Annotated in this window: 19 protein-coding genes; 5 read left to right on the top strand and 14 right to left on the bottom strand. The window is 63.9% G+C overall.

Annotation, left to right across the window (positions count from 1 at the left end):
* Positions 1-5: 5 nt before the first annotated feature.
* The 9 genes from OUZ49_RS06335 to OUZ49_RS06295 form a co-directional block, all read right to left on the bottom strand.
* Positions 6-3185 carry an efflux RND transporter permease subunit gene (locus tag OUZ49_RS06335; RefSeq protein ID WP_266149219.1) on the bottom strand — a complete coding sequence of 1060 codons (3180 nt, stop codon included), beginning with the start codon at positions 3183-3185 and terminating at the stop codon, positions 6-8.
* The gene (locus OUZ49_RS06330) at positions 3182-4465 is read right to left on the bottom strand and encodes an efflux RND transporter periplasmic adaptor subunit (protein ID WP_380004192.1); all 1284 of its coding nucleotides are present in this window, start codon (positions 4463-4465) and stop codon (positions 3182-3184) included. The genes OUZ49_RS06335 and OUZ49_RS06330 overlap by 4 nt, the downstream gene beginning before the upstream one ends.
* Positions 4462-5754, bottom strand: a complete 1293-nt coding sequence (locus OUZ49_RS06325) for a TolC family protein (RefSeq protein WP_266149218.1) — start codon at positions 5752-5754, stop codon at positions 4462-4464. The genes OUZ49_RS06330 and OUZ49_RS06325 overlap by 4 nt, the downstream gene beginning before the upstream one ends.
* Positions 5755-5826: 72 nt before the next feature.
* The gene (locus tag OUZ49_RS06320) at positions 5827-6246 is read right to left on the bottom strand and encodes a hypothetical protein (protein ID WP_266149217.1); all 420 of its coding nucleotides are present in this window, start codon (positions 6244-6246) and stop codon (positions 5827-5829) included.
* Positions 6247-6428: 182 nt separating this feature from the next.
* The gene (locus OUZ49_RS06315; protein WP_380004189.1) at positions 6429-6821 is read right to left on the bottom strand and encodes a DUF1801 domain-containing protein; all 393 of its coding nucleotides are present in this window, start codon (positions 6819-6821) and stop codon (positions 6429-6431) included.
* 237 nt (positions 6822-7058) lie between these two features.
* Positions 7059-7469 (bottom strand): VOC family protein, encoded by a 411-nt coding sequence (locus OUZ49_RS06310; protein ID WP_266149214.1) that lies wholly within the window; start codon positions 7467-7469, stop codon positions 7059-7061.
* A 37-nt stretch (positions 7470-7506) separates the two neighbouring features.
* Positions 7507-7956, bottom strand: a complete 450-nt coding sequence (locus OUZ49_RS06305) for a helix-turn-helix transcriptional regulator (protein WP_266149212.1) — start codon at positions 7954-7956, stop codon at positions 7507-7509.
* A 70-nt stretch (positions 7957-8026) separates the two neighbouring features.
* Positions 8027-8815 carry a DoxX family protein gene (locus OUZ49_RS06300; RefSeq protein WP_266149210.1) on the bottom strand — a complete coding sequence of 263 codons (789 nt, stop codon included), beginning with the start codon at positions 8813-8815 and terminating at the stop codon, positions 8027-8029.
* A 94-nt stretch (positions 8816-8909) separates the two neighbouring features.
* Positions 8910-9266, bottom strand: coding sequence for a hypothetical protein (locus OUZ49_RS06295; RefSeq protein WP_266149208.1), 357 nt, complete (start codon positions 9264-9266; stop codon positions 8910-8912).
* 361 nt (positions 9267-9627) lie between these two features.
* Between OUZ49_RS06295 and OUZ49_RS06290 the strand changes: the two genes are divergently transcribed.
* Entirely contained in the window at positions 9628-9834 is a 207-nt protein-coding gene (locus tag OUZ49_RS06290) for a hypothetical protein (RefSeq protein ID WP_266149207.1), read from the top strand.
* Between the two features lie 125 nt (positions 9835-9959).
* Here the strand turns inward: OUZ49_RS06290 and OUZ49_RS06285 are convergent, their stop codons facing one another.
* Positions 9960-10802 carry a hypothetical protein gene (locus OUZ49_RS06285; protein ID WP_266149205.1) on the bottom strand — a complete coding sequence of 281 codons (843 nt, stop codon included), beginning with the start codon at positions 10800-10802 and terminating at the stop codon, positions 9960-9962.
* A gap of 258 nt (positions 10803-11060) precedes the next feature.
* Here OUZ49_RS06285 and OUZ49_RS06280 point away from each other — a divergent pair, with 258 nt between their 5' ends.
* Both OUZ49_RS06280 and OUZ49_RS06275 read left to right on the top strand, forming a co-directional pair.
* Positions 11061-12476, top strand: coding sequence for a DUF3300 domain-containing protein (locus OUZ49_RS06280; protein WP_266149203.1), 1416 nt, complete (start codon positions 11061-11063; stop codon positions 12474-12476).
* Positions 12477-12478: 2 nt separating this feature from the next.
* Positions 12479-13378, top strand: a complete 900-nt coding sequence (locus OUZ49_RS06275) for a DUF2950 domain-containing protein (protein ID WP_266149201.1) — start codon at positions 12479-12481, stop codon at positions 13376-13378.
* Positions 13379-13508: 130 nt separating this feature from the next.
* Here OUZ49_RS06275 and OUZ49_RS06270 read toward each other — a convergent pair whose 3' ends face one another.
* The 4 genes from OUZ49_RS06270 to OUZ49_RS06255 form a co-directional block, all read right to left on the bottom strand.
* The gene (locus OUZ49_RS06270) at positions 13509-13967 is read right to left on the bottom strand and encodes a hypothetical protein (protein WP_266149199.1); all 459 of its coding nucleotides are present in this window, start codon (positions 13965-13967) and stop codon (positions 13509-13511) included.
* A gap of 310 nt (positions 13968-14277) precedes the next feature.
* Positions 14278-14922 (bottom strand): hypothetical protein, encoded by a 645-nt coding sequence (locus OUZ49_RS06265; protein WP_266149197.1) that lies wholly within the window; start codon positions 14920-14922, stop codon positions 14278-14280.
* Between the two features lie 104 nt (positions 14923-15026).
* Positions 15027-15731 (bottom strand): response regulator, encoded by a 705-nt coding sequence (locus OUZ49_RS06260; RefSeq protein ID WP_266149195.1) that lies wholly within the window; start codon positions 15729-15731, stop codon positions 15027-15029.
* Positions 15732-15959: 228 nt separating this feature from the next.
* A complete protein-coding gene (locus OUZ49_RS06255) occupies positions 15960-18212 on the bottom strand; it encodes a patatin-like phospholipase family protein (RefSeq protein WP_266149194.1) in 2253 nt (750 codons plus the stop codon).
* Positions 18213-18677: 465 nt separating this feature from the next.
* Between OUZ49_RS06255 and OUZ49_RS06250 the strand changes: the two genes are divergently transcribed.
* Together OUZ49_RS06250 and OUZ49_RS06245 are read left to right on the top strand one after the other, a co-directional pair.
* Positions 18678-20276, top strand: a complete 1599-nt coding sequence (locus tag OUZ49_RS06250; RefSeq protein ID WP_266149192.1) for a sensor histidine kinase — start codon at positions 18678-18680, stop codon at positions 20274-20276.
* The gene (locus OUZ49_RS06245; RefSeq protein WP_266149190.1) at positions 20228-20875 is read left to right on the top strand and encodes a response regulator; all 648 of its coding nucleotides are present in this window, start codon (positions 20228-20230) and stop codon (positions 20873-20875) included. Before OUZ49_RS06250 ends, OUZ49_RS06245 begins: the two co-directional genes overlap by 49 nt.
* Positions 20876-20991: the final 116 nt, after the last annotated feature.

The following is a 20991-nucleotide window of genomic DNA, read 5'->3' as shown; positions in this document are numbered from 1 at the left end:
GCTCTTCATGGGGTGGTTCCCTGGCTCGGCGTCAGTGCGACGTTTGCCTTGCTGGCCTTGCGCAAGCGATGCAGGACCAGCAGACGAAATGCTGCGGGGATCACGAGCATGGATAGCAGCGGCGCCGTGAGCATGCCGCCCACCATCGGTGCCGCGATGCGCTGCATGACTTCGGAGCCAGCACCGTGACCCAGCAAGATGGGGAAGAGGCCGGCGAGAATCACCGCGACAGTCATCGCCTTTGGGCGTACGCGCTGCACGGCACCTTCGCGAATCGCATCGTCCAGCTCGGTGGCGCCTGCCTTGGGATTGCGCGCGAGCTGATGCTCCCAGGCGTGCCGCAGGTACAGCAGCATCACCACGCCGAACTCGGCGGCGACACCGGCCAGGGCGATAAAACCAATCATGGTCGCCACGGATACGGCGTGGCCCAGCAGCCAGATCAGCCATAGTCCGCCGACCAGGGCGAGCGGCACGCTGGCCATGATCATGGCCGCTTCGCTGGCTCGGCGAAACACTGCATAGATCAGCGCGAAGATGATGACCAGCGCGATGGGCACGACGACCTTGAGGCGCTCCATGGCACTGGCCAGGTATTCGAACTGCCCCGACCAGGCCAAGGTGATGCTCGGCGGCAGGGTCACCTGTTGCGCAACCGTGCGCTGCAAGTCGGCAACGACGGCACCGAGATCGCGGCCGACCGTATCCACGTAAACATAGGTCGCTAGTTGCCCATTCTCGCTTTTCAGCATGGGCGGCCCGACATCCAGGGTGATATCGGCGACCTGGCCCAGGGTCAGTTGCGCACCACTGCCGGCGACAATCGGCAACTGGCGCAAGGCCGCAATCGAATCACGTTCGATACGTGGATAGCGAACCACGATCGGATAACGCTCCCGTCCCTGCACGGTTTGTCCAATCGGATCGCCGCCCACCAGGGTGGCGATGGTCTCTTGCACCTGTTGTTGGGTCATGCCATAGCGGGCTGCATCATCGGGACGTACGTGCACATTGACGTAGCGTCCGCCTTCGGCGCGCTCGGCAATCGCGGAGCTGACGCCGGGCACGTGCCTGGCCACCGTTTCGATCTGGTCGGCCACGGTTTGCAACGTGGACGGATCGGGTCCGAGTACCTTGATGCCGATCGGGCTCTTGATGCCGGTTGCCAGCATGTCGATGCGATTGCGGATCGGCGGCACGAACAGGTTGGTCAATCCGGGCACGTGCACGGCCTTGTCCAGTTCGAGCTTGAGCTTGTCCATGGTCATGCCCGGCCGCCACTGGTTCTTTGGTTTGAAGGTAATCGTGGTCTCGAACATTTCCAGCGGTGCCGGATCGGTGGCGGTCTCGGCGCGTCCGGCCTTGCCGAACACGTGGTCGACCTCGGGCACGGTCTTGATCATGCGGTCGGTGAGCTGCGCCAGTTGCGAGGCCTTGCCGGCCGACAGGCTGGGTAGCGCCGTCGGCATATACAGCAGGGTGCCTTCATCCATCGGCGGCATGAATTCGCTGCCCAGGCGGCTGAAAGGAATTGCGGCGCTGAGAAACAGGATGCCAGCCAGTAACAGCGTTGCCTTCGGATAACGCAGCACGGCTTCCAGGATCGGTCGATACAGCGCGATCAGGCCCCGATTGAGCGGATTGTCGCGCTCGGCACGAATGCGTCCCCGCACCAGATAACCCATCAGCACCGGCACCAGGGTGATGGCAAGGCCGGCGGCTGCGGCCATCGCATAGGTCTTGGTGAAGGCGAGTGGCTTGAACAGCTTGCCTTCCTGGCCTTGCAGCGCAAACACCGGCACGAACGACAGCGCGATGATCAGGAGGCTGACGAAGAGTGCCGGACCCACTTCGGCTGCGGACTCGGCCACCAGGGTCCAGTGCGCGGCGCCCTGGGGCTCCTGTCCAGCGTGCGCATCACGCCAATGCTCCAGATGCTTGTGGGTGTTTTCGATCATCACCACCGCCGCGTCGACCATCGCGCCGATGGCAATGGCGATACCACCGAGCGACATCAGGTTCGCCGACACGCCTTGCAGGTGCATCACGATGAAGGCGGCCAGTACGCCAAGCGGCAGCGTGATCACGGCCACCAGGGCTGAACGCATGTGGCCAAGGAACAGCGCGCAGACCAGGGCGACAACGATGAATTCCTCCAGCAGCTTGCCCCACAGGTTCTCCACGGCCGCATCGATCAGTTGTGAGCGATCGTAGGTCGGCACGATCTCCACGCCGGGCGGCAGGCTGTGCTTGAGTTCGGTGAGCTTGGCCTTGACGGCGGCGATCGCGGCCTTGGCGTTCTTGCCGGTACGCAACACGACCACACCGCCGGCGACTTCGCCTTGGCCGTCCAGTTCGGTGATGCCACGCCGGAAGCTGGGGCCGCGTCGCACCGAGGCGACATCGCGTAGCAGGACCGGCACGCCACCGGCGTTGGCGGTGATCGGTACGCGTTCGAAGTCCTCGCGACTGCGCAGGTAGCCTTCGCTGCGCACGATGAATTCGGCTTCGGCTTGCTCGATCACCGAGCCGCCGTTCGCGCCATTGGCGGCACGAATGGCCTCGACCAGTTGGGTCACCGTGACATTGCGCGCGGCCAGCTGTTGCGGGTCAGGCACGACCTGCCAGGCCTGCTCCATGCCGCCCAGGCTGGCGACTTCAGCCACATCCGGTACGGTCTTGAGCTGGTAGCGCAAGAACCAGTCCTGCAAGGCGCGCAGCTGACCGAGGTCGTGTTGCCCCGTGCGATCGACCAGGGCGTATTCGTAGATCCAGCCCAGGCCGGTGGCGTCCGGGCCCAGCGAAGGGCTGACACCGGCTGGCAAGCGATCGCGGACCTGGCTCAGGTACTCCAATACGCGTGAGCGCGCCCAGTAGAGATCGGTGTTGTCGTCAAACAACACATAGACGTAGGAGCCGCCGAAAAACGAAAAGCCGCGGACCGTCTTGGCACCAGGTACCGAGAGCATGGTGGTGGCCAGGGGATAGGTCACCTGATCCTCGATCACCTGGGGTGACTGGCCCGACCAGTTGGTCTGGATGATCACCTGGGTGTCGGACAGATCGGGCAGGGCATCGATCGGGGTCTGCGTCGCCGCGAACACGCCGGCCACCGCCAACGCCAGGGCGGCCAGCAGCACGAACACGCGATGCTTGATCGCGGCACGGATGAGGGCGGCGATCATGGGTGGTCTCCCGGCATCGGTGCACCGGTCGCGGGTGCGGGCTTCGCCGCGGGGTCATTCAAGCGATCCAGCGCCCCGGACAAGCTGGCCTCCGAATCGATCAGGAACTGGCCGGATATCACCACCTTCTCGCCACCGGTGAGGCCATCGACAATCTCGGTATAGCCGCCGGCTGCACGTCCGGCGTGTACGGCGACGGCGCGAAAGCGTCCGCCGTCTTCGGCGACGATGACCCGCGCGTGCTCGCCTGTGGAAATCAGCGCATCGTCGGGCACGACCGGCACCGCCTGGCCCGGACTCGGATTGAGCTGCACGGTGGCGAACATGCCGGGACTCAGCGCGCCATCCGGGTTGGCGAGCACGATGCGTGCGCGCTGCGTGCGCGTGGTCATGTCGATATCGGGCAGCAGCGTTTCGACGTGGCCGTGGAACACTTGTCCGGGCAGGGCATCGACGTGGACGGTGACGGGTGTATCCGCGTGCACCGTGCCAGCCACGGCTTGCGGCAAGGCTGCCTCGACCCACACGGTGGATAGTCCGTTGATTGTCATCAGTGTTTGCCCGGCGTTGACGCGTTGGCCCTCACGCACGTCCAGCGTGCTGATCACGCCTGCTTGCGGTGCATGCAAGGTGATCTGGCCGCCACGGCCGATCGATCGGCCATCGGCTGGCGACAGGCCGAGGGCCTGCAGTCGTTGTTGCGCTGCGCCGCGCAATGCTTTGGCCTCGTCCGATTGCACGTGCTGCAAGGCCTGTGATTCGGCCACGGCGCTGCTCCATTGCGGGGCGAGCAAATCGGCCAGTGGGGCGCCCGCAGCGACGTTCGTATACGGCGCGCGTGCATACAGCTTGCTCACCACCGCGTCCACGCGTGCGCTGACGACGACGGCCTGGCGCAGATCCCAGCTGATCGTGCCCGGCACCTGCACGCTCGCTGGCAAGGCACGACGTTCGACCGCCGTGATGCGCACGCCCAGGTTCTGCACGGTGGCTGGATCGATGCGTACGACGCCCTGGTCGGCACCGGTATCGGCGTACTTGGGGATCATCTTCATGCCCATCGACGACAAGCCAGGCTTGTCGTGATGCTCGGCGGGAATCATCGGGTCGTACCAGTACAACGGCTTGGCGCTTGCAGCCGGCGCTGGCGATCCAGTGCTGGCTGACTGATCGGCGGAAGTTGCTGCCGAACCGTTGCCGTGGCGGCCAGCCCAGTAGGCGACGATGGCGGTGACCAGCAGCACGGCGAGCGTGAAGGGGATCAAGAGTGCGCGTTTCATGGGGTATTCCCCTCGGGCAGCAGATAGGTCAAGGCTGCCCAGGCGCGACCGTATTCGGTCAGCATGCGGGCATAGTCGGTGTGGTGGGAGATTTCGTCGCGACGCGCTTCCAGCAAGGGCTGGATGTCACCGCCACCGCGATACGTAGCCAAGGCCAGCGCAGCGCGATCGTTTGCTTGCGGCAAAAGTTGGTCGAGGTGCCGACGCGCTTGCCGGCCCAGTGCGTCCCATTGCGCCCAGGCGGCCTGCACCGCTTCGGCCTGCTGCCGCCGCGCATCGTCGTGCTCGGCACGCACGGCATCGAGGTCGTCAGCACGCGCACTGATGCCGCGGTCCTGTCGATTGTGCGTGAACAAGGGCAAGCTCACGCCGACCTGCAACGACACCATGTCGGACAGGCCGCGAACACGCGAGCCGTAGGTGAAACCAACGCTCCACTCGGGATGCTTCTCGGCCTTGGCCACCTCCACGGCAGCTTCGGCAGCGTGTTCGCGAGCGGGCCAGTCGAGCAGGTTGCCTTGCTGATCGAGGCTGGCCAGCAAGGAAGCTTCGTCGTGCGGAAGCACGCTGAAGTCCGGCGCGTCGGCCAGCGGCTCCTTGACCGGCGTACCCAGCCATCGCCCCAAGGCCGCGCGAGCCTGGTATTCACGCGAGGTCGCATCATCGATGCGGTTTTCCAGATCCAGCGCTTCCGTGCGCATGGCCAGCACGTCGGCGGCAGAGCCGGTGCCGCCCCGCAATCGTGCTTCGGCGACCGCGACGTCTACCGCCCACTCGCGCCGCATGGCCTGCAGCATCTCGATTTCGTGGTGAGCGCCCCACGCGTTGATCCAGGCGGCGGCGACCTGTTGCTTGATCGCGAGCTGGGTCATTACCGTGGTCGACGTGGCTTGTTCGACATGGGCGCCGGCGAGGTCTCGCTGTGCCTGCCGCTTGGCCCGCGACGGCAGCACCTGGGTAAGCCCGACCGTGCGTTGGGTCTGGGGGTCGCCGCCGGCGGTAAACGCGCCCGGCCCATGGATGGCGAGATCCTCGATGCCGACGGCAAGCTGGGGATCCGGCAAGGCACCTGCGCGTCCTGCTTCCTCGCGGGCGGCATCTTGCGAGGCAAGGCGCGCATCCAGCAGGGGCGCGTGCTCCGTCGCCCGCCGCGTCGCGGCTTCCAATGACAGGGCCGTTGTGGGCTGGTCCGCCCAGGCGGAAGAGGCGACGAGAAACAGGGCTATGCACCCATGGCACAGCCAGCGGCGTGCCGGCAAGGCACGCGTCAACATTCGATGCGAAAACATGACGAGCTCCGATCACAAAACCGTACGGGCCAAGCGCGCAGGCATGGCCGTGAAGTGGTCAGCGATCGAGGGCTAAATCAACAGCGAGCAGAACTGCAACGTGGGTGGTGGACCATGACGAAGCAGCGCAAGATCCGGCAAGGCGGCTTGCCCAGGTGTATGCACGATCGTGCCTACCAGCATGGGCGATGCCGGCGGCAACAGCAGCGGCGGAACCGTTGGTACGCGCGCGTCAGGCGTCGACGTCACGTGACTGCTGCAGTGCTCGGTGCACCGAGGATCCGGACTCGCAGGAGTGTGCCTGGATGCAGACGGCACCTTCGCGGCCATGCCCATCGCAGCACAGTCGCCGGTCAATGCCGCATCTGCCGGCACGGCCGGTAGCGTGCAGATGTAACTCGCCATGGCCAGCTGTTGGAACAGCAGGCAAAACAGCGCCGTCCCAATCCAGAGGATGCGGCGACGGCGATTGAGGTGGAAACGTCCGGACATGGCCAACGTACTATAGCCCACCGGGATCAAGGTGTTATCAACAGATTTGTATCGTTATGTAGCTGGATCGCGGCTGTTGCATGGGTGGGCATGGCACGGTGGTGCAAATCCCGTTGGCACTTGGATTTGCACCTGCATGCTTTCCGTGTGGCTTTCGCAATGGGCGAAACCATGCCATGCATTTACGCTGTCTTGCTTTTGCTCGCCTTGGTACGAGCGCTCGCGGGTGCGTTCTTCTTCAATTTCGTCAGGTTGTACTCAATCGCAGCACGGACAAGGTTTTTCAGTGCGCGCTTGTTGACCTTGTCGCCCTCGTAGAAATCGATGGCACGCCAGGTGCCGCCGTCGAGCCCTGCGTTGAACAACTGGTCGGGATCCGCGAGCTTCGCGCCGTGGGAAAAGGTCAGCTTGACCTTTTCCTTGTGGGCGTTGCCGACGGCGATCATGCCATCGCGCTTCCACACCGGGCTTCCCATCCATTTCCACTCCTCGACGATGGCCTTGTCAGCGTCGAGGATGACCTTGCGGACTTCGGCGAGGGTCTTGCCGCGCCAGTCCGTGATGCCTGCGATCAATTGGTCGATGCGTTCCGATGGATTCATGGCGTCTCCCTGACTCTGTTCGTCAAATCGAATGGCAATGGGTTAGGGCGTTTAATTGACTCGTCATCCCAGCGAAAGCTGGGATCCAGTGTCTTTGTTGGGTGCCGAAGGCGCTGGATGACCAGCCCTTCGGCTGTTGAGAGCCCAGCCTTCGCTGGGATGACGAGCAAAAGAAGGCGTACTAAGCCCCGACCTCCCTCAGTTCAAAACTCAACGCAGCTGCTGGATGCGGATCATGTTGCCGGCAGGATCGCGGATGGCGCAGTCGCGAACGCCGTACGGCTGGTCGGTCGGCTCCTGCACGATATCGGCGTCGCTGGCCTGCAAGCGTTCGAAGGTGCCGGCGAGGTCACGGGTGGCCAGCAGGATGATGCCGAAGGTGCCCTTGGCCATCATCTCGGCGATGGTGCGGCGTTCGTCGTCGGTGATGCCGGGACTGGCTTCCGGCGGATACAGCACGATGGACGTGGCGGGCTGGCCCGCCGGGCCGACGGTGATCCAGCGCTTGCCGCCGTAGCCGACGTCGCCGCGGACTTCGAAGCCGAGGGTGTCCCGATAAAAGGCCAGGGCCGCGTCCGGGTCATTCTGCGGGAGGAAACTGGAGTGAATGGTGATGTCCAAGGCAATCTCTCTCGATAGGTGGTGAGGTCCACGGCGATCAGTCTAGTTCCGGCTCGCGGGCGGGCGCTTCTCGATTCCTGATCGGTCGCGTCACCTGTCGCGCCAGGCACGACGGCATCCCCGCGGTCGCCTGCGCCTCCTGGCGCCGGTAGGCGCCCGGCGACATGCCGACCAGCTCGGTGAAGCGCGTGGTGAAGGTGCCCAGCGAAGCGCAGCCGACGGTGAAACACACGTCGGTGACACTGAGGTCGCCACGGCGCAGCAAGGCCATCGCCCGCTCGATGCGCCGTGTCATCAGATAGGCGTAAGGCGACTCGCCGTAAGCGAGCTTGAACTGGCGGCTGAGGTGGCCGGCCGACATATGTGCGCCACGGGCCAACGCCTCCACATCCAGCGGCTGCGCGTACTCCCGGTCGATGCGGTCGCGCACGCGCCGCAGTCGTGCGAGGTCACGCAGTGATGGCGCGCTGGCAGGTTTGCTGGTCATCGCATCGATCGTGTCACGTCGTCGCGGAGGGCTCAAGCGGCTCGCCCAGGCGTGCGCAGCACCATCGTTGTCAGCACTGGCGCACGCGCACGGCGAGCCACGGCGTGCCGCGATACGAATCGGCCACCACCCAGGCGCTGACCGTGAGCACCCAGGAGATCACAGTCTCGCTCCATTGGAACGCATTGGCGCCGGCCGCCACGATCGGTATCCATACCAGCAGCGTGAAGATGCCCATCTGTAGTGCCGACAGCGCGGCGGCCAGTCGCGCATACACACCGATGAGCACCGCCACGCCAGCCGCGATGAAGGTGCAGCCGAAGAAATACGCCCAGGTCAGGTGCCATGGCAGCCAGCCTGGCACCAGCGCGGCAGTCTCGCGGGCATAGCGGAAATGCGCGAGGCCAAAAGGGATCATGGCCAGACCGTAGAGCACCCTGGCGATGCGCAGGCCGTTGTTGCCAGTGGCGAAGCCAAAGCGTCGCCGATCCCGCTCGGTGGCGAACCATGCATACAGTACCCAGGCGCCGGCCACGACCACGGCGGTTTCACCGCAACCCGACCAGGAGTCCTGCGACGTGGGCGCGAGTACGAGGGCGACTGCCCTGAATAGCAGCAACCAGAGCACCAGCCACGCGAGCAGCACGCGGGCCGCGGATGTAGCTGCGTGCTGCCAGAGCAGGCCCAGGCCCGAGGCGAGCGAGATGAAGGCGCAAAGATAGGCCAGCATCGCGTGTGCGGGTACATCCTTCGGTACCGGTGCCCATACAGGGGTGAAATCGCCTGTGCTCAGGCCCAGGATGCCGAGCGCGATCATGGTTACCGCAAAGACCGCATGTCCCATGCTTGCGATGCGCATCAGCGTATCCCCAGTAACGGCGACGGTGGATCGTGCGCGTGATTCTGCCACGGGTTTGGATGGCTAGACGCCAGGACGCCGAGACGTCGCCTGGCTAGAGTTGTCCGCCCTGGGCCGAAAGTGGCAGGGAGCGGAGCATGGGAAGCGGCCTCTTGATCGTGTATCCAGGCAGCACGAAATAACGATTGCCGCGCCGGATGGTGCGGATGCCAAGCGGCACGTCGTAGTACACGTCGACGACGAAGGGCAGGGCGACCTTGGCCGAAACGGGAAATTTGTCGGCTGGTATGGGTGCGCCGTCCATGGTCAGGCCGGTAACCTGGTCCCGGGTCAGTTCATCGACCGTGTCCCGGGTGCATTCGCCCAGCGCATGGTGTGCCAGTGCATGGCCACCCACGGCCACCAGGCACGCGACAATGAAGATTGCCCACCCCGTCTTGCGTGCGCTCATCGCCAGTCTCTCCCTAGGCCCGTCCGGTTTCCCGGCGTGACCGCGTGTGGCGTCCTGTACAGGAGCATCTCTTCACGGCGAGGTTCTCACGGCGGGAGGCACGGTAAATGCTGCTCTTGGCAGCTTTACCGAGACGTGAAACGCCGCCGCGCGGGCAGCTTCCGCTTGCCCGGTGGTTGGGGCGAGGAGCAGCGCCCCATAGGCGCTGGGTTGGGGGCATGGCCGGTGGGTTCGTAAGGGCGCGCGCGTACCGTATGATCGGTCTCAGTCATGTTCAACCCTGCGCTGGTTGGGTGTGGTCCGCGGGTGGTGGGGCTGTACCCATGTGGCTCGCGCTTCAAGTTGCTACGGATAAACCACGATGACGAGTTTCACCAACCTGGACTCTAGAGATCTCGAATGCCTCGGCTGGGTAGCCGTCGGCAGGCCGGACCTTGTTTCGGAAGCGTCGCTGGAGCGTCTGCGCAGCGCCGGACTCGTGCGCCAGCCGGAGCGGATCGCTGAAAGCGCCGTGCCACTCGAGCTCACGCCGGCAGGGCTCGCCTTGATCCGGTCGAGCGATCAATGAAGGCGGCGTCCATGGCGTGGCCGATCGTGGATTAGCACGCAACACGCTCATCGTTGCGTCGCGCGCACCGAGTGATGGCGGCAGCTAACCATCGTGGACGGTCGAAAGTGGCCGAAGTCGAGCGCCTAGAACTGGAACGTTGCACTAAGTGAGGGGCCGCTCAGCCGCGCCTTGCGCAGGAAGTTGTCGCCCCCGCTCTGGTGGTATTCGACATCGCGATAGACCAGCGCGATCGCACCCCAATGAAAGGCATAACCCACGCCAAGCTTGGCCTGGTAACTGGTGTCTGACCCACCGCTGCCGATGTCGACGTAGTAGGGGAAAAAGACGTCCTTATTGGCGAACGGTGTCCAGATACCGCGTACGCCGATGATGCCGTCGGTAAGATTGGTCTGGCCACGCAGACGACCGCTGTTGGCCAGATTCACTTGTCCAGCGTTGCCGTTAAGGGTGAAATCCCAGTCGACATTGCCCTTTAGCCAGAGATAACGCAGACCAACCAGGACATCGATGAAGCCGTTCTGTCCATGTGCCGCCGAGTAAAGGCCGGCCACGTTGAACAGGCCGCCCTTCAGATCCCAACTCGTATTCAGTGAGGCGCTGCCTCCGAAACGGGCGCCGCCGACCTGGGTGAAGTGGCCTTTTTCATTGGTGAAATTGACCCAGTCGACATCGCTGTAAATGCCCCATTGCCCTTTGCGCGCCACGCCTTCGAGCATGAACGCACCGCTGAGGTAGCTGAAGATGTCGTTATTCGTCCTGTTCTCCACGGTGCCGGTTCCCGGCACCTGGTAACGCGTACTCGCGGATATACCCGGTAACCAGACGTAGGGAGTGAGGGAGAAATGCCAGTTGCCATCCCACAGATCCGGTTGGTCGGCCTGAGCGCAGCCGATGCCCGCGAAGAACAGGGCCAGGGCGAGCGCGGCGATGCGCGGGGCAGTGCGGGAAATGAGACGGGGTTGCATGGCAGCTCTTCCTGAAGTCAAGCCCGCTTGCATAGTGAGGTGTCTTGTCCGCGCTGCCCAGCGAACTACTACCTAGCTGCAACTCAGTAGAATTACGAAGTCGCCTGCCGCGGTGCGCGCCCTTCGTAGCGACTAGGTACTTTTGCTTAGTGCAAACACCGCATAAATGCGCTGTGCGCCTGTGCGCGTTGGTGGCAAGCTGGGAAGTGCGCGATTTCCGGGAGCGACGCAATGAAAACGGCGACTCGGTCTAGATGGGTGCAGTTTTTTCTGCTGCCGGTGTGGGTATTTTTTACAGGCTGGGCGGTCGCCCAGAATGCGCCGCCACCGCAGGGTGGCCAGCCGGCGCAAGGCAGCCAGCAGGTATTCAAGCCTGAGCAGCTCGACCAGATGCTGGCGCCGGTAGCCCTGTATCCGGACGCCTTGCTGTCGCAAATCCTGATGGCGACCACCTATCCCGGCGACGTGGCCGAGGCCGCCGCCTGGTCGGCAGCCAACCCCAAGGCGCAAGGCGACGCGGCGGTGAAGCAGGTGGAGGACAAGCCATGGGATCCCAGTGTGCAGTCACTGGTCGCCTTTCCCCAGGTACTGATACAGATGAAGGATCGTCCCGATTGGGTGCAGAACGTCGGCGATGCCTTCCTTGCCGAGCCGGATCAGGTGATGGCTTCGGTGCAGCGTTTGCGCGCGAAGGCACAACAGGCCGGCAACCTGAAATCGAACGACCAACAGAAAGTCGTGGTGCAACAGGCGCCTGCGGAGGCTGCCGCGCCGAGCACCACGATCATCCAAATCGAGCCGACCAATCCTGAAGTGGTTTACGTGCCTTCCTACAATCCCACCGTGGTGTACGGCAGTTGGGCGTATCCAGGCTATCCGCCTTACTACTGGCCACCACCGGCGGCTTACTACCCCTACGGTGGCGCCCTGGCGGCGGGCCTGATGTTTGGTGCCGGCATCGCGATCACCAATTCGCTATGGGGCGGCTTCAACTGGGGCGGCGGCGACGTCAACATCAACACCAACCGCTACAACAACATCAACCGCTCGAGCAATCGCATCAGCGGTAGTGGCAATACGCGTTGGAACCACAATCCGCAGAATCGACGCGGCACGCCTTACCGCGACTCGGGCAGCCGGGATCGTTTTGGTCAAGGCGTAGGTGGTGCCGATCAGCGGCAGGGATTCCGCGGTCGCGACGGCGCGGCAAACGCCGATCGGCAGCGCGCGATGCAGAGTTTTGATCGCACGACGAACAACGGTTCGTCGCCGTCTGCGCGGCGCGGAGCAAATGGTGGTGCAGCCGGACCTGCCAGGGCAGCACCCGGTGATCGGATGGCTGGCAATGGTGGCTTCGACCGAGGTGGCCAGGGGGCAGGCGGGCTTGGGGATCGCAATGCTGGAGGCGGCAATCGCGCGGGCGGCGTCGGCGGTGGGGACCGTGGTGGCGGCGGCAATTTTGGCCAGCGCGGTGGCGGCAACAGGCCGCAGGCGCGGGACAACGCGTTCGGTGGCGTGCAGTCACCAGGTAGCTCGCGCACGCAAATGAATCGCGGCCAGTCGAGCCAGCGTTCCATGGGTAGTTCGCGCGGCGGCGGTGGCGGCGGGCGGCAAATGTCACGTCCAGCACCTAGCCGTGGCGGCGGTGGCGGTCGTCGGCGATTGGGAGCATGACCATGAATCTGACACTCTCCGGACGTGGCCTTTGCCTTTGCTTCGCGTTGGCCGTTGGCTGCGCGCTTTCAGCCGGCGTGCTCGCGCAAGAGGCGAACTATCCCAGCGCCGATGCAGCGGCGAAGGCCTTCGTGGACGCCTTGCGCAATAACGACAAGGTCGCGCTGGCCAAGGTGCTCGGCGCCAACTGGAAGGATTACATCCCCACGGACGGCATCGATCGTTCCGACGTGGATGTGTTTCTTGCCCGATTCGATGAAGCCCATCGGATCGACGGCGACGCCAAGAGCGGACATCTCGCCGTAGGCAAGGACGATTGGACCTTGCCGATTCCGATCGTGCAGGGGCCGTCCGGTTGGCACTTCGACGTCAAGACGGCGCAGGGCGAGATCCGCACGCGGCATATCGGCGCGAATGAGCTGGCGACAGAGAAGGCGATGCTTGCGTACTACGACGCGCAACGCGACTTCGCGTCGAAGGATCGCATGGGCGATGGCGTGTTGCAGTACGCGCAGAAGTTCATGAGCACGCAAGGCAAGCACGATGGCTTGTATTGGCCCGTCAGCGGCGACGAACCCGAAAGCCCGCTGGGTCCGCTGTTCGCAGAGGTCACGCCAGGTCAGGGCTATCACGGGTATCGCTATCGCATCCTCACGGCGCAGGGTCCTTCTGCGCCCGGTGGTGCCTACAACTACATCGTGGGCGGCCGCATGACGAGTGGTTTCGCCCTGGTGGCGTGGCCGATCAAATACGGCGAAACCGGTGTGATGACTTTCATGGTCAGCCACGATGGCGAGACCTTCGAAAAGGATCTCGGCAAGGACACCGACAAACTGGTGCAGACCATCAAGCGCTTTGACCCGGACAGCAGCTGGGAGGAAGTCAAGGACGACGAGAAGTGACGATGGAGCCGGCGCGCGCAAGGGGTAGCTTGGGTGGATAGAAGCTACCCTTCGTCGAGCCGAACTGGCCAGGGAGCTGAATCGAGTGCATGCAGGCAAGGACCGCGTCGCATGCATGCAGGGAGCGCATTCAATTGACGGTATAGCCCTTGCCCTTCATGCAGGCGCCAAATGCCTGGCCGTAGGCTGCTGAATTCTGCGCTTGCGTGTTCGCCGAGGCTGCGTTGTCGGCACGGCGCTGTTGTCGTGCGCGCACGCCGCCGGCGACCACGCCTGCCGCTGCACCGACACCGGCGCCATGTCCGGCATCGCCATTGGCGGCACCACCGATGACGGCGCCGGCGGCCGCACCGCGGGCGGCGCCCGCGACGCGCTGGCCACCACCGACCGCGGGTCCGGTCTGCTGTGCTGGTACGGGTTGGGTGGCGGCGTTGCTTTGCGCCCATGAAGCGCAGGCATTTTTATCGGCAGCCTGCTGCTCGGCATTCTGGCCTTGGGCGGGGTAGGCTGCGGGGAGCTGCTGGGCGCTTATGGCCACGTTGGTGCCGCAGACGAGCAGGGCGGTGAGAAGTTTCAGTGAGGTATGCATGGTCCGGCTCCTGTGCTCGCGCGGAAAGCAGCGCGGTGATGACGAAGCGGTAAGCACCTCCATGTGGCCCAGCGCTGTGGGAGGCCAGTCGGTAGCCCACGCTGTCGGTAAAGCTCATTGGCAACTCGCCGATCCGTGAAGCCACTTGCTTGACCGCTCTGCTACCGAGTGCGCATGGACGCTGCAACCAGCCTGCTCCACCGGCGCTGACGCCGGAGCAGCCATGAAGGCTAGTGGATGCGCCCGCCATGGCTTCTGTATGACCATGGTCCGATCCGGGACGGGCGGGCGCGTCCGCACGATGTCGCCATCAGTGGATGATGCCGTTCTGCCTGAGCCGCGGGATGAGGGTGCTGGCGAGGTTGCGGGTCATCCGCGGGACGTTGTTGCTGGCAACGCCCTGGGTCGAGACCACCCACACCACGGTCTCTGTGCGTGCATCCCAGATGCTGGTTTCAAGCGTGACTTGTTCCGTGACGGTGACCACCGGCGCCTGTTGCCAGGCGTTGCCATACCAGCCATAGAAGCCACGACGGCCGGGCGGGCCCCGCCAGCCAGGACCACCCCAGCCTGGACCGCCCCAGGGGCTGCCCCAGGCACGTCCCGGCGCACCCGGACTGACGTTGATCCGTTGCTCCACGCTTTGCACGCGGGTGACCAGGATGGCATCGGCCCCCGAGGACTTGATCAGATTCTCGACATTGACGGACGTATCGTTCGGTCCAATCTGCGTATAGCTGGCCGTCGCGGTGACGCCGGCGGTCTGTAGCTCCTGCACGAAGGTGTCCTCGAACACCCGGCGCGTGCTGTCGCTATTGGAAATGCCGATCACCGCGATATGAGTAGCGGGCGGACCGGGCCAACCGGGGTCGCGCCATTCGTTGGTGATTCGTAACGTTGAGCACCCGGCCAGCGCAATGAGCAGGCCCAATGCAGCGACGCTTAGCAGTTTCATGGCCGTGATCCTCTGGTTCTCATGGTGTGACTCGCAAGAGAAAACGGGGCTGCCATCCGCTGGCGGCTTTAGTCGTGCGATAGGCAAAGGCGAAAAAACGCTAGCTACTCATCCAGTAAGTCCGTCGCGAAAGGCGCTGGGTTGCTTTCGTCTGATGAACCGGGGGCGATCAGGCCGAGGCGTTCCGCTTCGCGGATCAGCGCCACGCTGCTATGCACGCCAAGCAGGCCGAGCAGGGCCTGCCGGTGGCTTTCGACGGTGCGGACGGAAATGCCAAGCTCCGCAGCGATCTCGGTAGTCCGTCGTCCTCCTGCCATGCGATCGATCACTTGTCGTTGACGATGGGTGAGCGTGCGGGACATCACCGGTTCCTGCAGCAGTGATGCCATCAGGCTCGGACTGATGTAGTGCTCGCCGCCCGCGACAGCCGCGATCGCCGCGTACAGCTCCGCACTGGCCGATTGCTTGAGCACATAGCCGTTGGCGCCCGTCTCCAGCGCCTGGCGGACGATCAATGGCTCATCGTGCGCGGTAAGTACAATAAAGGGGACGTGACAAGCTTGTGTACGCAGCTTGCCCAGGGCCTGTATGCCGCCAAGCAAGGGCAGCCCGATCTCGGAGACGACCATGTCGATGTTTCCGGCCAGCACGCTGTCCACCAGCGACTCGCCGTCATGCACGATGGCCACGGAGTCGGTGATGGGGGCGAGCAGGCCGGCGAGCCCCTCGGCAATGCAGCGGTGATCGTCGGCCAGCAGCAGCCGTGGTTTGCGTCCGTATCGACCGTGCTGTCGGCGGGAGCTATGCATGGCCTAGAGCGAGATGCTCATGTCGCGGGTTCGGTCGCCAGCGACAGGCTGGCGGCGGCGAGCGACTGGGCAACCAGCAGGGCGGGCAGAGGTCGTCTTGGCATGAAGTGATCCCTCGTCGCTGGTCGCGGTCACCCAGCGCAAGATTGGCCCGATCGCGCCCGCCTGGTAAGCGAATTTCCACTGGTAGTTTTCCAGTAAAACTACGGAAGCCCCCCCCCGGCAGGCTCAGGGGCGGGGGCGCAGCAGGGAGCCGAACGTGAGGTAGATCGCGCTATGCCCACCGTCGGCATAGCCGTAGCCGAGAAACACCGGGCCCAGGGGTGACTGCAGGCCCGCGAAAATGCTGCCGGCGTAGATCAACGAGTCCAGCCGCACGTCGTTCTTGCTATGCCAGGTATTGCCGGCCTCGAGGCTGCCGCCGATATAGAACGGCGTCGAGAAAATCGCATCCATTCGCCCGGTGCGGCGGTAGATGACGGCGCGCAACAAGGCCGACTGGTTGCCGTAGAGGGCACGTTCCGTATAGCCGGAAAGATTGAGGAAGCCACCCAGGAAGTCCTGCGTCTCGAAGACGTTCGCGTTGTCGACCGCACTGGACACGCGCATGCCGAGCAGCAGGTGGTAGCGACTGTCCGGCTCCCAGAAACGCGGCACCCAATCGGCAGTCAGGCGCGCGACGTCGCCGCTGACCTGGCCGCCGAGCACCGTCCGATACATTTCGTAGCCCAGTTGAACGTGCGCGCCCTGTGTCGGAAATTGCGCGCTGTCCAGGCTGTCCCAGTCCACGCCGACCTTGAACATCGAGTAATTGGACGTCTGAGCGGGAAAGTCGGTGGGGCTGCCGACGGTCAGGTTGGCGCTATCGTATCCGCGGGTGAACTGCGCCAGCAGCCGCCAGTAACTGACCGGTGACCAGCCGGCTTCCAGCCCCAGCTTGTCGCGCCGAACACGATAGTCGGCCAATTGGCGGCTACCGCTGCTGTCAAAGATGGGCAGATCCTCCTTGCGGAACAGGACGAAGGGTTGCACGTAGGTGGTCGCGTTCTGGCCCAGGGGTTGGTAGAACTCGCTGGCGATGCCGCCGATGCGTCCGCCCCACAGGGTGCTGCGCCATTCGGCTCCGTAACGGTTGATATTGGTGGCGTTGATTTCGCCGGAGACCAGGTACTGGCTGTTGCCGTTGAAATCGTTGTCGAGTTGCAGTCCCACGCGTCCGTAGACCGGGCCCCAGGGTTTATCCGCCGGAATGATCAGCAGGCCGCGTTGCCCGTCCTGCTCCTGCAAGCGATAGTCGATCTGTTGGTAGTTGCCGCGCCCATAGACGGAGCCGATCTGGTTATCGAGCCGATCCGCGTCATACGGCTTGCCCACCTCGGAGGCCATGCTGTTCTTGACGAACGGCGCGGTCTGCGTGTTCGTGCCATCGACCTTCAGGAATGCGATCAAGGCCGGATCGAAGTCGCGCATGCGATGGCGGGCCTCGAATGCCTGCCAGTCGGCTGGCGAGGCTGTCAGTGTGCGCAGTCGCGGCAGTGCGGCTTCCGCGGCCGCCTTGCCGATCGCAATGGCCTCTTCGCCACGATTGAACTGCGCCGCGGTGATATCACCCAGGGCGGGGCGGATGAGGATGTCGTCTGGCGTCAGCGTGGCCAGCTGGCGTCGTGTCTTCTCATCCATCAGCGCGCTCACCATCTGGCTGAGCAGGGCCACCGGATTGGTGAGTTGTTCCCGTGTTGAAAGCGGGGAACCTACGTCCACCACGATAAGTCGCTGCGCGCCCATCTCGCGAATCACATCGATCGGCACGTTGTCCATCACGCCGCCATCCACCAGCAGCTGGCCTTCCACATTGACCGGTGCGAAGGCACCGGGCACCGACATGCTGGAGCGAATGGCCAGCGGCAGTTCGCCGCTGCCAAACACCACAGGCTTGCCGGCCACGATGTCGGTGGCTACGGCGCGGAAAGGAATGGCGAGCTGGTCGAAGTCGTGGACATCCCAGGTGGAAATCAGCAGGCGTCGCAGCAGGAGCAGCAGTTTCTGTCCTTGTACGAAGCCTGCGGGGGTGATGATGCGTCCGTCGCGATAACCGACTTCGAAGTTCAGCAGGTAGCGATAGTCCGCATCCTTGCGACGCATGGGCATGTCCACGCGCGCCGGATCGTCGGAGAACAGGTCCTTCCAGTCCAGCGTGGTGACGATATGGGCCATTTCATCCGGGCTGTAGCCGGCGGCATAGAGCCCGCCCACGATGGCGCCCATGCTGGTGCCCGAGACGCGGCAAATGGGTATGTGCTCGCGTTCCAGTACTTGCAGCACACCGATATGGGCGGCGCCGCGAGCGCCGCCGCCGCCGAGCACCAGGCCGATGCAGCCGGGTTCAGGCGGTGGTCGCGCCGGTGGCGACTCTGCGCGGCCATTCGATGACCCGATCGCAACCCACGCGACGATCCATGGCAGGAATGATCGTATGCGCATCAGCACCACTTTCCGGCATGGTTGACGGTCGGGTGAACAGGTTGGGCTCGGCGTACGCTGCGACAGCAAGTCTGGCCGCAATGGCGCGCTTTTGGCAGCGAAGAAGCACGGTCTATTTCTGCGTATTTCTACTTAGACACTTCAGGCAGGAGTCGCACGGGCGCGTGCGGCATGAGACGGCCCTGCGAAGTTCGCGCGGCTGGCGCGATGGCGTCGTCGCCGGCATGGCGTTCGACGGTACGTGGAGGAAATACCGTTGATTTGCCGGTAATTCTACGCATCGACGGGCCGCTCGAAGGTCTCAGGAATGTCGTGTAACTGCATGAAAGAAAGCGTCTATTTCCGAAATCAGGGCTGGCCGTCGAGCTCGGGAATCATCGCCTCTTCACGCGGCTGGTTCTATGAAGGCAGAGAGGGGAGAACTGGCTAAGCGCCACAACATGGTGACGTGGTGATTGGGGGCGCATGCTACGCAGCACTGCAAAGGGAGTTCCTCCGCAGGTCACGAAAGCGGCTCTACTGTTCGCGGGGAGCCTCGGGGCACAGCTGATTTCCGCGGTGCTATGGAGCCAGCAAAGCGACGCGCCGATGGTGTGGTTTACCGGAGGCGTCCTGCTGGCCGCGCTGCTATGTCAGGAGGAGACGTTCTGGCCCGCTTGCGTCGGGGGCTGGGTGATCGGGCTGCTGGCGTCGTCGGTGGCATTTCCGCGGACGCTGGCCAACCTCGCCGCAGTGACCTTGCCGCTGGTTGCGCTGATCCTGGCCGCGGCCTGGCTGCTGCGAAGGGTGTGCCCAGGGCGTCGCATCGACGACTTCGGGCGGCTCGCCGCGTTCTTCGCGATTGGCGGGTTTGCGCTACCGTTCTTTTCGGCCCTCGTCATCGCTGGCCTGGAGCAAACCCTGACTCCCGGTGAAGCGGGACCGCTGCATAGCTGGATGCATCTGGCGCTCGCCGGCGCGCTGGGTTACGTGCTGTTGGTACCTGCCTTGATCAGTCTGGCGGATCCGAAATCCATCATCCGCAAGGAGGGCACGCCGGGCTGGCTGGTCACCTTGGCGGCGATCGGTGCGTTCGCGCTGCTGTGGCTGGCATGGCGTTATTTCGGGCACGCCCCCTTGCTGCGACCACTTTTGTTGCTGCTGCCACTGACGATGGTGATCTTCGCCGCCTTGCGCACACAGATACCCGGAACCAGCGTGGCCATACTGCTGTTCGGCGTGGTCGCCATGCAGATCAGCCTGGAAGGGCGCGGGCCGTTTCTGGGCACGGATATGGCGACGACGACGTTGAGCGTGCAGTTGTGGACGCTGGGCATGTCGCTGGCCGGGCTGTTCCTTGCCGCCCTGGTGGAACAGCGACGCATGACGCAGCGCGCGCTGCTCGACAGTAGCGGGCAGATTCGCGAGCTGGCGGGCCGCTTGATCGTGGCCCAGGAACAGGAACGGGCGCGTATCGCGCGCGACTTGCACGACGACATCAACCAGCGGCTCGCCCTGGCCTCGATCCAGCTAAGTGCGATCCGGCGCAAGGTCGGCAAGGACAGCCAGGACGACATCAGTCACCTGCAGCACGAGCTGATCGCACTGTCCGACGATGTGCGACATCTTTCACACGACCTTCATCCCAGCATGCTTAGTCATACGGGCTTGACCGCTGCACTTGCCGAACTCTGCCATGCGCAGCGCCAGCGCAATGGACCGAGGGTCGACCTGCGGGTTTCCCCGCACGTCGGCGAACTATCGCAGGACGTGGCCTTGTGTCTGTATCGGGTGACGCAGGAGGCCTTGAGCAATGCCGTGCGTCACGCCCACGCCCGCTGCATCAGCGTTGCCGTGGATATGAACGTGACCCACGTGGAACTGGACGTCATGGATGATGGGAAGGGTTTTGAACTATCCGGGGATGAGCATGGGGAAATGGCCAAGGGGCTTGGCCTCTTGAGCATGGATGAACGAGTGAGGTCGCTGGATGGCGAACTTCATTTGATGTCGACACTAGGGAAAGGGACGCAGCTATGCATTCGTATTCCGCTACGGCACCCAGAGGCATCCGTCCCAGGCTGATCATTGCGGACGACCACCGCATGGTCGCCGAGGGCATTCAACGCATTCTCGGTGATGACTTCGAGCTGTTGGAGATCGAGTCCGACGGCAATGCCCTGTTCGAGGCGGTGTGCCGGTTGAGCCCCGACCTGGTGGTGACCGACATCAACATGCCAGGCACGAACGGCCTGGACGTGCTGAAGCGGCTGCGCCAGCAGGGCGATCGCACGGTGTTCGTGTTCCTGACCATGCATGCGGAACCCGCGCTCGCGGCCTCCGCCATGCGGGCCGGCGCCAGTGCGTACGTGCTCAAGAATGCAGCCGGCGAGGACTTGCTGACGGCGGCCCACCAGGTGCTTGCCGGTGGCACTTATGTCACGCCGTCCCTGGGGGCGCATTTCATCAGCAGCCGCATCCAGGACCTGCAACAGTTCACGGTGAAGCAACGCGAAGTCTTGCGACTGGTGGGTTGCGGCATGCGCTCCAAGCAGATCGCGGATGAGTTGAAGCTGTCCGTGCGTACGGTCGAGGCGCACAAGTACGTGATGATGCAGATACTCGGCGTCCATTCCACCATGGAGCTGGTGAGGCGCTCGGAGGAGCTGGGTCTTTTGCTGTGAGACGGTATATCCAGCCGTTTCAGCCCGTGTCTCACACGGCTGCCTACGCAAGCGGCGTAATTCTACTTAGTGAAGACACGGTTCATTTTCGCTAGGAATTTGGCAAGAACTCGCTG

Origin of the sequence: Dyella halodurans (assembly GCF_026283925.1) — a bacterium.
Classification (GTDB): Bacteria; Pseudomonadota; Gammaproteobacteria; order Xanthomonadales; family Rhodanobacteraceae; genus Dyella; species Dyella halodurans.
The sequence above is the reverse complement of the archived record's forward strand: the minus strand, read 5'-3'. Positions and strand labels throughout refer to the sequence as shown.

Coding starts and splice junctions, on each gene's coding strand:
- OUZ49_RS06285 (WP_266149205.1), bottom strand. CDS start 10,802: ATGCAACCCCGTCTCATTTCCCGCACTGCCCCGCGCATCGCCGCGCTC.
- OUZ49_RS06275 (WP_266149201.1), top strand. CDS start 12,479: ATGAATCTGACACTCTCCGGACGTGGCCTTTGCCTTTGCTTCGCGTTG.
- OUZ49_RS06260 (WP_266149195.1), bottom strand. CDS start 15,731: ATGCATAGCTCCCGCCGACAGCACGGTCGATACGGACGCAAACCACGG.
- OUZ49_RS06325 (WP_266149218.1), bottom strand. CDS start 5,754: ATGTTTTCGCATCGAATGTTGACGCGTGCCTTGCCGGCACGCCGCTGG.
- OUZ49_RS06320 (WP_266149217.1), bottom strand. CDS start 6,246: ATGTCCGGACGTTTCCACCTCAATCGCCGTCGCCGCATCCTCTGGATT.
- OUZ49_RS06290 (WP_266149207.1), top strand. CDS start 9,628: ATGACGAGTTTCACCAACCTGGACTCTAGAGATCTCGAATGCCTCGGC.
- OUZ49_RS06270 (WP_266149199.1), bottom strand. CDS start 13,967: ATGCATACCTCACTGAAACTTCTCACCGCCCTGCTCGTCTGCGGCACC.
- OUZ49_RS06300 (WP_266149210.1), bottom strand. CDS start 8,815: ATGCGCATCGCAAGCATGGGACATGCGGTCTTTGCGGTAACCATGATC.
- OUZ49_RS06265 (WP_266149197.1), bottom strand. CDS start 14,922: ATGAAACTGCTAAGCGTCGCTGCATTGGGCCTGCTCATTGCGCTGGCC.
- OUZ49_RS06250 (WP_266149192.1), top strand. CDS start 18,678: ATGCTACGCAGCACTGCAAAGGGAGTTCCTCCGCAGGTCACGAAAGCG.
- OUZ49_RS06295 (WP_266149208.1), bottom strand. CDS start 9,266: ATGAGCGCACGCAAGACGGGGTGGGCAATCTTCATTGTCGCGTGCCTG.
- OUZ49_RS06305 (WP_266149212.1), bottom strand. CDS start 7,956: ATGACCAGCAAACCTGCCAGCGCGCCATCACTGCGTGACCTCGCACGA.
- OUZ49_RS06330 (WP_380004192.1), bottom strand. CDS start 4,465: ATGAAACGCGCACTCTTGATCCCCTTCACGCTCGCCGTGCTGCTGGTC.
- OUZ49_RS06245 (WP_266149190.1), top strand. CDS start 20,228: ATGCATTCGTATTCCGCTACGGCACCCAGAGGCATCCGTCCCAGGCTG.
- OUZ49_RS06255 (WP_266149194.1), bottom strand. CDS start 18,212: ATGCGCATACGATCATTCCTGCCATGGATCGTCGCGTGGGTTGCGATC.
- OUZ49_RS06335 (WP_266149219.1), bottom strand. CDS start 3,185: ATGATCGCCGCCCTCATCCGTGCCGCGATCAAGCATCGCGTGTTCGTG.